At 56.2% G+C, this 11,950-nt stretch carries 9 protein-coding genes; 5 read left to right on the plus strand and 4 right to left on the minus strand.

Annotated features, from left to right (window positions below; genetic code table 11):
• Window positions 1-379 precede the first annotated feature (379 nt).
• From JW953_02135 to JW953_02150, 4 genes are read left to right on the plus strand one after another with little or no spacing between them, the layout of a single operon-like run.
• The gene (locus JW953_02135) at window positions 380-1,189 is read left to right on the plus strand and encodes a hypothetical protein (GenBank protein MBN1991473.1); all 810 of its coding nucleotides are present in this window, start codon (window positions 380-382) and stop codon (window positions 1,187-1,189) included.
• A 31-nt stretch (window positions 1,190-1,220) separates the two neighbouring features.
• Window positions 1,221-2,216, plus strand: coding sequence for a thiamine pyrophosphate-dependent dehydrogenase E1 component subunit alpha (locus JW953_02140; protein MBN1991474.1), 996 nt, complete (start codon window positions 1,221-1,223; stop codon window positions 2,214-2,216).
• Window positions 2,209-3,249 carry an alpha-ketoacid dehydrogenase subunit beta gene (locus JW953_02145; GenBank protein ID MBN1991475.1) on the plus strand — a complete coding sequence of 347 codons (1,041 nt, stop codon included), beginning with the start codon at window positions 2,209-2,211 and terminating at the stop codon, window positions 3,247-3,249. Before JW953_02140 ends, JW953_02145 begins: the two co-directional genes overlap by 8 nt.
• Entirely contained in the window at window positions 3,249-4,601 is a 1,353-nt protein-coding gene (locus JW953_02150) for a 2-oxo acid dehydrogenase subunit E2 (GenBank protein MBN1991476.1), read from the plus strand. The genes JW953_02145 and JW953_02150 overlap by 1 nt, the downstream gene beginning before the upstream one ends.
• Window positions 4,602-4,603: 2 nt before the next feature.
• Here JW953_02150 and JW953_02155 read toward each other — a convergent pair whose 3' ends face one another.
• The 3 genes from JW953_02155 to JW953_02165 all read right to left on the minus strand — a co-directional run bounded on the left by JW953_02155 (window position 4,604) and on the right by JW953_02165 (window position 9,344).
• A complete protein-coding gene (locus tag JW953_02155) occupies window positions 4,604-5,788 on the minus strand; it encodes a Gfo/Idh/MocA family oxidoreductase (protein ID MBN1991477.1) in 1,185 nt (394 codons plus the stop codon).
• 226 nt (window positions 5,789-6,014) lie between these two features.
• Window positions 6,015-8,207, minus strand: a complete 2,193-nt coding sequence (locus JW953_02160) for a LysM peptidoglycan-binding domain-containing protein (GenBank protein ID MBN1991478.1) — start codon at window positions 8,205-8,207, stop codon at window positions 6,015-6,017.
• Window positions 8,208-8,555: 348 nt separating this feature from the next.
• Entirely contained in the window at window positions 8,556-9,344 is a 789-nt protein-coding gene (locus JW953_02165) for a slipin family protein (GenBank protein MBN1991479.1), read from the minus strand.
• A 282-nt stretch (window positions 9,345-9,626) separates the two neighbouring features.
• On the opposite strand from JW953_02165, the gene prfB reads away from it, so the two are divergent.
• Window positions 9,627-10,728 (plus strand): peptide chain release factor 2 gene (gene prfB / locus JW953_02170; protein ID MBN1991480.1). Its coding sequence is split into 2 segments (ribosomal slippage): window positions 9,627-9,692 and window positions 9,694-10,728, totalling 1,101 coding nucleotides; the frame shifts between segments, so codons are not numbered across the junction.
• Between the two features lie 106 nt (window positions 10,729-10,834).
• On the opposite strand, the gene JW953_02175 is transcribed toward prfB, so the two are convergent.
• A partial coding sequence (locus JW953_02175; GenBank protein MBN1991481.1) for a hypothetical protein occupies window positions 10,835-11,950 on the minus strand: 1,116 nt, incomplete at its 5' end.

Raw genomic sequence — 11,950 nt, forward strand, 5'->3', positions numbered from 1 at the left:
CATTGGCAACCCGTGCGGTTGATATAGAAAATAGCATTGATAATTTGTTGATAACATAGTCTCTGGTTATCCGCTGGCACGGGCAGGAGGTTCCTGATGATCTTCCATTCCTTGTGGCTCATATCGCTGGGATAACTTCTTGGCCGACGTTGCATGGGTTTTTCCTCCTCAATAAAGTCTCTTTTGAGGGTATTTTAGCTTCGACCAAGTTCCATTCAAGCCTGTATATTATGTCATTTAAAACAACCTCTAAGGAATGAGAATTAAATAAGTTGGGCGATTCGCCAAAAAATAAAAACTGTGGTGTTATTCTGGTCTGATTAAAACATACGCCAGGAGACCACAAATGACACCCTATTCGCCCGAAGTCGAAGAAACGATGCGCCGCTTTTACCACAGTCTGAACGAGAAAGATCGCCGCCGCTTTGCTGGGTTGGAAGCTCTGCGGTTTGGTTCAGGCGGACGGAGTTATATTGCCCGGGTATTGGGCTGTAGCCGGAACACCGTCAGCAAAGGGGCCCGTGAAGTGAGCGGCTTGCCGACGCGCGAAGTGGAACAGCGCATTCGCAAAACGGGCGGTGGGCGCAAACGATATACGGTTGTCTGGGGCGCGGTTCTGGACGAAAAGTCCCTGGCCGTGTTGCGGGATCACACGGCAGGCGACCCCATGGATGAGACGGTGCGCTGGACGAACCTGACGCCGGGCGAGATTGTCAAGGCGTTGCGGGACGAGTACGGCATTACCGTCAGCAAGTTTGTGGTGGGCCAATTGCGCAAAAAGCATAACTGCCGCCGCCGCAAAGCCAAAAAGAAAACCAGCTTGAAGCAAGAGCTAAAAAACCGCAATGAGCAATTTGAGAACATCCTGCGGCTCAAGGCCGACTTTGTAGCGGCAGGCAACCCGATCCTCAGCATGGATACCAAGAAAAAGGAGTATATCGGCAATTTCTATCGGGACGGACACTTGTATACCCTGGCCGAACTGCACACCTACGACCATGATTTCCACAGCTACGCCGAGGGCGTTATCATTCCCCACAGCCTATACGACTTGGGTCTCAATATTGATAAAGTGTATGAAACCGGACGGAAAGTAGCAGCCGATTTCAAGGAAACCATGCGCATTGTTTTTGATGATTTCTTACCCCAGTGGAATTACCGGGCCATTCTCGTTGCACAACTTATTTAATCCTGAATCCTAAAAACTATAGGACGGTTTTATGGCAACAAAGACAAAAAAATCTAAAATTGACTTTGCCGGGCTGTCACCGGAAACGCTCCGCGAGACCCTGCTTAAAATGTACCTGATCCGTTATTTTGAAGAAAAAGCCGAAGCCCTATACGCACTGGGCAAAATTCATGGCACGATGCACCTGTCTATTGGCCAGGAAGCCTCGGCAATGGGCGCGGTGCTGGCTATCCGCCCGGATGACTTGATGCTCAGCAACCACCGGGGACACGGCCACTGCATTGCCAAGGGCGCGGACCTGAACCTGATGATGGCCGAATTCTTTGGCAAAGCAGTGGGCTACTGCCGGGGCCGGGGCGGCTCGATGCACATTGCCGATGTGGATGGCGGCAACCTGGGGGCCAACGGCGTGGTAGGCGGCGGGATTCCCCTGGCCCCGGGGGTGGGGCTGAGTTTGAAAATGCGCCGCACCGATAATGTATGTTTGACCTTTTTTGGCGACGGCGCATCTAATGAAGGCGCGTTTCACGAGTCGTTGAACCTGTCTTCCATCTGGAAACTGCCGGTGGTGTATGTGTGTGAAAACAACCAGTACGGCATGTCTATGGCCTTCAGCCGGGGCAGTTCGGTGGATCGCCTGAGCAAACGGGCCGCGTCGTACAGCATGCCGGGGGTAACTGTGGACGGCAACGACCTCATCGCAGTGTACGTGGCCGTAAAAGAAGCGGTTCAGCGCGCCCGCGCCGGGCAAGGGCCGTCGTTGATTGAGAACGTCACCTATCGCTGGCGAGGCCATTCCAAAAGCGACCGCCAACGCTACCGCGCCCGCGAAGAAGTGAAGGAATGGCAGGATCGCTGCCCTATTTTGCGCCTACGAAACAAATTAATGGAGGCCGGTCTGTTTACGGAAACGGAACTTAATCAGGTATCGGCCCAGGCCACTCAGATCATTGCAGACTCGGTGGCCTTTGCCGAGACCGCCGCCGACCCGGACCCGGCCACAATTATGGAGGGCGTTTATGCTTGAACAACAAACCCTAACCGCCACGCCACCCGCCCCAATCGAAACCACCGGCCGTGAAATCACCTACGCCCAGGCCGTGCGAGAAGCCATGCGCCAAGCTATGCAGGCCGACGAGCGGGTCTTTCTGTTTGGCGAAGACGTAGGCGTGTACGGCGGCGCGTTTGGCGTATCCGACGGCCTGCTGGAAGAGTTTGGCCCGGAGCGCGTGCGCGACACGCCCATTTCTGAAGCCGTGATTGCCGGAACCGCCATTGGCGCGGCAGCCACCGGCATGCGGCCCATTGCCGAAATTCAGTTTATGGACTTCATCACCCTCTCCATGGAACAGCTTGTGCTGCAAGGGGCCAAAATGCGCTTTATGTTTGGCGGCAAGGCCAAAGTGCCCCTGGTGCTGCGCACGCCCGCCGGGTCGGGCACGGGCGCGGCAGCCCAACACTCGGAGAGCCTGGAAGCGTGGTTTGTGCACGTGCCGGGGCTGAAGGTGGTGATGCCCGCCACGCCTTACGATGTAAAAGGGCTGCTACTGGCCTCCATTGAGGACGACAACCCGGTTATTTTTGTAGAGAACAAGCTGCTGTACAAAACCAAAGGCGTTGTCCCCGAAGCGTACTACACCATCCCTTTGAGCCAGAGCGACATCAAACGCGAGGGCGCCGACCTGACCGTCATTGCCTACTCCATTATGGTGTCTCGCGCCCTGGAAGCGGCGGCAGAGCTGGCCAAAGAGGGGCTTGAAATTGAAATTGTTGACCCGCGGACTTTAAAGCCTTTTGACCCCACCCCCATGATCCAATCGGTCAAAAAAACGGGTAAAGCCTTGGTGGTGCATGAAGCGCCAATGACCGGCGGCTTTGGCGGCGAAGTGGTGGCCCAACTGGTGGGCAGCGAAGCGTTTGATTATCTCGACGCGCCGGTCCGCCGCCTGGCCGGGTTGGATATTCCTATTCCCTACAATCGTGAACTCGAACGGCGCACCGTGCCGCAAGTGGACGACATTGTCCGCGAAGCGCGGGCCTTGATTAAAGGTGAATATTGATGGCCACTCCAATTATTATGCCCAAGTTTGAGATGACACAGGAAAACGCGACAGTGGTCAATTGGCTCATCCAGGAAGGCGACATGGTGGAACAGGGTGATCCCATTTTGGAGGTGGAAACCGACAAAGTGGTGATGGAGGTTGAAGCCCCGGCCAGCGGCGTGCTGGCCGGGGTGAAGGTGCAAAAGGGCGACGTGGTGCCGGTGACGGCCGTGATCGCCTATGTCCTGGCCCCAGGCGAGTCCGGGCCGGAAACGACACCAAGCCCGCCTGAGGCGGCCGGCCAACCCGCTTCCGCCACGCCCCCTAACGGCCCAACCCCGGTGCGAGCCACGCCTATGGCCTTGCGCCGGGCCGCCGAGGCCGGCCTTGAAATCAAACAAGTGCCGGCCGCTGATACCGCCCACCGAATAACCCGGGCCGACGTGGAAAAATATCTCACCCACACAACAGCCATCACGGCGGATGAGCGCCCGCGGGCCACACCGGCGGCCCGGCGTGTGGCCCGCGAATACAAGCTGGACCTGGCCCAAATCCAGGGTTCCGGACCGCAGGGACGGATCCAGGAAGCCGATACCCTGACCGTGGCCAAACAAACCCAGGCCCAACCGGCTGCGCCTATACCGCCCCCAACTGCGCCAGAGGCAACCCAGGTTGTTCCACTGGAAGGCATGCGGCGCACCATTGCCCAGCGCTTACAGCAAAGTTACCAGACTGCGCCCCACATCACTTTGACTGTGGCAGTGGACATGACCGCGGCGGAAACCCTGCGCCAGGAATTAAACCTTGAGGCGGAAAAACAAGGGCAGCCCCGGCTTTCGGTAACGGCCATCCTGGTAAAGGTGTGCGCCCATGCTCTCAAACGCCACCCCTGGGTAAACGCCTCGCTGCGCGACGAGGCCATTTACCTGCACCCCACCGCCAACATCGGCGTGGCTACAGCCCTGCCCGAAGGCAAGGGCTTGATTGTGCCCGTTATCCGCCAGGCCGAGCAGTTGGGCCTGGGCGAAATTGCCCGGCAACTGAAAGACCTGACCGAACGGGCGCGGGCGGGCGGGTTGACGCCCGGCGACGTGACCGGCGGCACTTTTACCATCACCAACCTGGGCATGTTTGGCATTGATCATTTTACCGCCATCATCAACCCGCCGGAGAGCGCCATTCTAACGGTAGGTCAAACGGCTAAACGGGCCGTGGTGAGGGAGGGAGAGGTCGGGGATGAGGTGGTCATCCGCCCCATGATGACGATGTCGTTGGTGCTGGACCATCGCGTTTTGGATGGCGCGGTGGGGGCGCAGTTTTTGCAAGACGTGGTAAAAACCCTGGAACGGCCCGGTTTGTTGCTCTGGTAGGGCTAAACAAACGGCAGCCACTTCTGCTCGCTCCGGCTGCTGGCCACCACCTGCTCAATGAACTTTACCCCACGGGCGCCGTCGTAGACGGTGGGAAAGTCCAGTTCTAATTCGGTTGGCGCACGGCCTTCTAGGCGAGCGCGGATCGTATCGGTAAAGTTCAGATAAATGTTGCCAAAGGCTTCAAAAAAGGCTTCGGGGTGGCCGGCCGGGAGGTGGGTAGCCCGTTGCGCCGCGGCGCAGAGATAATCGGCCCCGCGCCGATGCACCTGCACCGGACCGCCGGGCGGGGTAAAGTAGAGATAATTGGGGTTCTCCTGCCGCCAATAGAGCGCGCCTGTGGCGCCGTATACCCGGATGTTCAGACCGTTCTCTTCCCCCGTGGAAATTTGCGACACCCACAAAATGCCCCGCGCCCCGTTCTTAAAGCGCAGCAGCACGCTGGCGTCGTCGTCCAGCAACCGGCCCGGCACAAAGGTATGCAAATCCGCGCAGAGGGCTTCGATTTCCAGGCCGGTGATATAACTGACCAGGTTCTCGCAATGCGAGCCAATGTCGCCGACCGCGCCGGCAATACCGGAGCGAGCCGGGTCGGTGCGCCAGGCGGCCTGTTTTTGCCCTTCCGCTTCCAACCGGGTCAAGAGCCAATCCTGGGGATACTCCACCACCACCCGTTGGATTTTACCCAATTTGCCGGTCTTGACCATATGGCGCGCTTCTTTAACCATTGGATAGCCGGTGTAGTTGTGGGTCAGGCCAAAAACAATGTCGTGTTCTTCCACGGCCTGCACCAACGCCCGGGCCTGCTCGCTGGTATGCACCATCGGCTTGTCCATGATCACGTTAAAACCGGCTTCAATAAAGGCCAGCGCCGGTTCAAAGTGGACGTGATTGGGCGTAACAATAGACACAAAATCAATCCGCTCGCCCTCGGGTAAGGCACTCTCTTTTTCTAGCATTTCCGGCCAGGAGCCATAGTTGCGCGCCGGGTTTAATAACAAATCTTGCCCCGAGGCTTTGGCCTTCTCCGGCGAACCGGCCAGCGCTCCCGCCGCCAATTCGGTAAAGCCGTCGGCCAGGGCCGCCCGGCGATGCACCGCGCCAATAAAGGCATCGCGTCCCCCGCCAATCTGGCCAAATTTCAACTTGCGTTGCAGCTTTGTTGCCACCTCTTTACCGCTGACCATAGTGTAACCTCCTTTGAAAATAGCCCTCACCCCCGTCCCCTCAGAGGGGAGTCGCGCCAGCGAAAGGTGAGGGCTGATACCGCGCTCGAAATTGCGCCAGCGCCCAAGTTGCTACCGTCTTCGTCGTAGGTGTAGAAGGGAAAGCATTGGGCGCTGCATCCCGCCCCAAACGGTCCAGCTTGCTCAAAAAATCGGTGCGGCTGAAAGAGCGCGAGGTGAGCGCCCCCTATGAACGCCCCACTACCAACGCATACGCGCCATCGGTATATTTGACGCGCGGGTCCCAAACCATAAAGCCCGTGCTGCCGGCGTCGAAACAGCCCTTGATTTGGGCCTGGATTTCGGCCCGGCCATAAACGCGCCGGTCAAACCGATAATCGGGAAAATCCTGAATCCAGGGGCGCACCGTGCAGCCCAATTGGCTCACCCGCTCCACGGCCCGTTTGGCGCTTTCGTACACCACTTCATAAGGATGGGCAATAGCCAGTTTATAGTTGGGAATGCCGCTGCCAAAAGTAGAGGGGTATAACATGGGTGAAAGCACGTCCAGGTAGCGGGCCATTCGTTCGATGTCCTGGCCGATGAGGGTATCGTCTTTGCGCCAACAGGTGTAGCCAAAGGTGTCGGCGGCTACTTTCACCCCAAACGGCTCAAGCTGGCCCCGCATCGCGCTCAAAAAACCGGTCACCGCGGCAACGCGGGTTTCTTTGTTGACTTCCTGGGAAAAGTGAGGCGCGCCGGCCTGGCTGGCGGTGGGAAAACGCACGTAGTCAAATTGAATTTCGTCAAAGCCTTTTTGGGCCGCTTCCACCGCCACCTGGACATTGTAATCCCACACCGGTTTGAGGAAAGGGTCGCTCCAGCTTAAATTCTCGCGATCTTGCCAGATTTCGCCCGATTCTTTTATTTTGACGGCCAGATCAGGGCGGCTCTTGGCCAGCGGGCTATCTTTGAAGGTTACGATGCGGGCAATGGTATAAATGCCGCGGGCTTTGAATTGCTGCAAAACCTGGTCAAAATCTCTGGCCGTGGGGCGGGCGGCCTCGATTTCGTGGGCCAGGGGAATTTGAGTGGGATAACTGATCCAGCCGTAGTCGCTTTTGGCGTCAATCACCACGGCGTTAAACTCAGTGGTATCAAGCAGCGAAAAAACGTGCTGGCGGAGTTCTGCATGGCCAATGGCAAAATAACTCACATACAGGGCGCGAATGGCATCCCCAGGCCCCAGGGGCGGAAAACTGGCGTCTACAGGTTCAGGGAGAGATTCAGGTTGGGCGGGCTTGGGTTCCGCGATAGGTTCTGTTCCCACCTGCGGCGGCGGCTCTGGGGGGGGAGCGGTGGGCGGCTGAATCACCCCTGGAATAACCAAACGCTGGCCCACCCGAATCAAATTGGGTTCCTGGACCTGATTGGCCTCAACCAGTTGGCGCACCGTAACGCCATATCGTTTGGCAATTGCGCTCAAGGTATCGCCCTGGGCCACGGTATAAATAAAAAATTCAACCGGCGGGGGGGGCGGTTGCGGCGCTTCGGTCCCTGGCGGCGATCCCGGTTTGGGATGCATATAGCCGGGAATAACCAGCTTCTGACCGGGAAAGATAAAGTTGGGGTCGGCAATGCCATTTGCTTCAACCAGGTCCTTGACCGTTAGACTATATCTTTTGGCGATGGAACTGAGCGTATCGCCCCGCTGCACTTGATACCTGAACACCATTTCCCGGCCTGCGGCGGCTACGGGCGAAGGCGCGACTTCAGGAGAAGCGAGTGTCTCCCCTGGTGCGGTTTCGGGCACGGGGGGCTGAGTTTCAGCCTTGAGCGGTTCAGCCGCAACCAGCCACTGCAAACGGTCCAAAGAAATATCGTCGGTCAGCGTGTTGTCATCAACCGCTTCGGCCTGGGGCAACGGCTCATCGGCCAGGAGCCACTCCGGCGTTCCGGCTGAAGTATCAATCTCGTCGGGTAACAAGGTGGGTTCTTCTTCGGCTGAAAACGGAACAGACGTTTGCTCAGCTTCGGCCAGCCAATCTATTGCTTCCGGCCCAGCTTCTTTGTCGGGCGAAACGGGAGGTTCCGTTGGCGCCGGCGGGACAGCAGGAGATGGAACCGGTTCCGGTGGCTCTGGTGATGGCGCGACCAAAGGGCCGGAAGCCGGGTCCCACTCGGGAGGCGGAATGAGCAGTGTTTCCCCGGGCTGCACGGTTTCGGGGTCCTCAAGGCCGTTAGCCTGGGCAATAAGATTATAGTGGACCCCAAATTTGCGGGCCACGGAAAAGATTGTCTCCCCTTCTTTGAGGGTATATTCCCTGGGGCCAGCCTCATCAGCAGACAATAGATACTCATAACCCGGTGGCGGCGCCGCCCCAAGCCAGACCAGAAAGCGAATGTATAAATCTTTTAGCGTGCCGATTAGATTACGCATGAGATAACCTCGACAGCAAAGTAAACCGAGCCTGGCTTAATTATACCACACCTTTGTTAAATAGACATAATCATTTAAGCTTATAAAACAGGGCGGCACTGTTTGGGTGATACGGTGCCGCCCTGTTTAGCTAACTTTGGCATTTCTGGCCAAACGACCAACGACCGATGACGAACGACCAACGACCGCCAAATAACCAATCTAGTGGGTCAATTGTCACGCTTATCGCCATTTCTACCAGAGAAAATAATGGCTATGTTTGGGCCAAGTGCCCACCAGTCCTTTGTCGTTCGTTGTTCGTTTTTCGTCCTTTGTCGCTCGTCGCGCTTCCTTTGGCCGTGATTATGGTTATGACTTTGCCCGGTCAGTGCTGGACTTGACCCATTCACTAAAGGCGCTCAAAAAGTCAAGGGGCACCGGGAAGATCAGGGTAGAGTTCTTCTCGGCGGCAATTTCGGTTAAGGTTTGCAAATAGCGCAATTGCAACGCCGACGGCTGGCGCCCAATCACTTCGGCGGCTTCGGCCAACTGTTGCGCTGCGCCTTTTTCACCTTCGGCGTGGATAATTTTGGCCCGTTTTTCGCGTTCGGCCTCGGCCTGTCTGGCCATGGCCCGCTGCATGGTCTGCGGCAATTCCACGTCTTTAATTTCAACAATAGAAACCTTAATGCCCCAGGGTTCGGTTTGCTCATCAATGATCTGCTGCAATTGCTCATTGATTTTTTCCCGGTGAGCCAGCAGTTCGTCCAACTCGCTCTGACCAATTACGTTCCGCAGGGTGGTTTGGGCAATTTGCCAGGTAGCCCGCCGATAATCTTCAACCTGGATAATGGCTTTGCCGGGATCGAGGACGCGGAAATAAACCACGGCATTAACTTTAAGGGTAACATTATCGCGGCTGATAGCCTCCTGCGAAGGAACATCCAAGGTGACCGTACGCAAGTCTACCTTGACCATGCGGTCAATAAAGGGGATAATAAAAAACAAGCCCGGCCCTTTGGCCCCCACAAATCGCCCCAGGCGGAAGATGACCCCTCGCTCGTATTCCTGCACAATTCTGATGGCCGAAAAGACAAGAAAGAGCAGAATAATGACCACGAACCCCAAACACGGTATTAAACCTAACAATGCTTCCATAGCTTGCCTCCTGAATATAATAATTTAGCGGATTTTGTGTGCTCAGTGAACCCATTTGCCGGGGTCAGGGGAACTACAGAAAAGTACGATGGCCCAAAATGGCAGGTTCGCTGAACCCTGCCTAAATTATAATCCAAGAGAGCAAAAAGACAACTACGCACGGCTATAACAAGTCCAAAATGAGTCCCCACTTTTCTTGGCCTTTATGTCCAATTGGTGCTATAATTTTGGTTTGGTTTTGAATGGTCTATCACTTTACAGCGAGGAGATAAATACATAATTATGGAAGACCTGCACGACCGACTTACCGAGATGGCGCACCGCATCGGTTCAAACATGGTGCGTCTTTGACGTTGTTGGAAAAACAAAACAAATTGAAGCCTTAGAAAAAGAATCCGGGGCCGCCGATTTTTGGCACGATCAACGCGCCGCCCAGGCCAAAATGCAGCAACTGGCCGATTTACGGGAGATGGTGGACACGTGGCAAAAAATTCAACGCCGGGTCAAGGACGCCCTGGAACTGATCGAAATGGCCGCCGCCGAAGAGGACGACTCGTTACTGGCCGAGTTGACCGATGAGGTTGATGCGCTGGAGAGTTTGTTAGACAAACTGGAATTTCAACTTGTCCTATCAGGCCCTCACGATAAAAACTCGGCCCTGTTATCCATTCACGCCGGGGCCGGCGGCACCGAGAGCCAGGACTGGGTGGAAATGTTGCTGCGCATGTACACCCGCTGGGCCGAGGCCGGCAGCTACAAAACCGCCATTGTGGATCAGACCATTGGCGAAGAAGCGGGGCTAAAAAGCGTCACCTTAGAAATCGAGGGCGAATATGCCTATGGTTACGCCAAAGCAGAACGAGGGGTCCACCGGCTGGTCAGAATTTCTCCCTTTGACGCCTCCAACCGGCGGCACACCTCGTTTGCCCTGGTAGAAGTTGTGCCCGATCTGGACACAGACATTGACATTGAGATCAATCCCGATGATCTGGAGATCGACGTCTATAAATCCGGCGGAGCCGGCGGCCAGCACGTCCAGAAAAACGCCACGGCTATTCGCCTGAAACACATGCCCACCGGCCTGGTGGTGACCTGCCAAAACGAACGCAGCCAACTGCAAAATCGGGAAACAGCCATGCGCATTTTGCGGGGCCGGTTATACGATCTGGAATTGAAAAAGCAAGAGGAAGAACAGGCCCGGCTTAAGGGCCAGCACGTGGAGGCCGGTTGGGGCAACCAAATTCGCTCTTACGTGTTGCACCCTTACAAAATGGTCAAAGACCACCGCACCAACCATGAGGTTGGCAACGCCGAAGCCGTGCTCAACGGCCGGCTTGATGATTTTATTGAGGCTTATTTGCGCCAGACCATTGGAGCAGGATGACTTTCCCCGCCCTATAAGTTTGCCCCACCAGCCCATTAACGTTAATGAAGCAAAAGAAGAGCGACCTTTTCAGGTCGCTCTTTTTTTCGTCAATATCTAGGCCAGGTTATTGCAGATTAGCATTGATAACGTCTTCCGGGAAGATCCAGTAGTTGATCACCACGTCGCTGTCGTTGTTGATGCGCATGTAGTAGACGCTATCAGGCCGGACCTGCCCGCCCCAGATGAACTCGCCGGTGGCGATGTCGTTGTCGCGCTCTACAATACTGCCTTTACCAAAGCTGTTGGACTGGCTGCCTTCAAACATTTCAAACCCAACTTTGTATACCCGGTTGCCATCATTGGGGGTCATCACCATGGTGAAGGCTGTTTGGCCGCCGGCAGCGCCCACGTCGGCGCGGGTAAAGGTATACCAGACATCCTCGCCGGGATTCAGGCTGCCCTTGTTAACACCCAAGGCCAGCGGGAAAGGCGCGCCGCGTTCGGTGCCGGGGTCGGCCGCCACTTGAACAACCTGTTCGGTTTTTTCGCCCAATTCGGGGCTGTAAACATCGCCGGTATAGAGGTGGTAATCAATGGGCACATCGGAGCCATTGCGCACCTGCACCAGGTAAAGGCTGTTGTCAATCACCCAGCCGTTCCAGAAACGTTCGCCGGTTTGGGGATTGTTATCCCGGAAAACCACACTGCCCGCGCCCATATTGGTAATTTGGGCGTTCTGGGTGTCGGTGGGCGACCAATATTTCACATCGCCTGCGGCAAAAACGTCAAACGGCACATAGTAAATGCGATTTCCATCGTCGGGCGTCATCACCATGGTCAAGGCCATCTCTTCAAACGGTTCATTGTCAAAATCGGTGATAAAGAAGCTATGCCAGGCCTGCTCGCCGGGTTGCAAGCGGCCCAGGTTCTCGCCCAGTTTGAGCGGTTCAGCCGTGGTGGGCGACTCGCGCACCTCGTAAACCGGAACCGGAGTAGGTGGAGCCTTGGGGCCAAGTTCGGCGTTGTAAACGTCGCCCGCAAATAGGTAGTAATCAATTTCTATGTCGGTGCCGTTGGTAATGGCCAGCAGATATTTGTCGCCATTGATCACCGAACCGCTCCACAGGCGCTCGCCGGTAAGGTAGTCGCCGTCCCGCGACACAAGCACGCCGTCGCCAAAGTGGCTCATGCCTTCCTTGCCGTCGCCACGCAGCCAAAAGTCAACTTCACCGGCGCGGAA

Source organism: Anaerolineae bacterium, assembly GCA_016931895.1.
Taxonomy (GTDB): Bacteria; Chloroflexota; Anaerolineae; order 4572-78; family J111; genus JAFGNV01.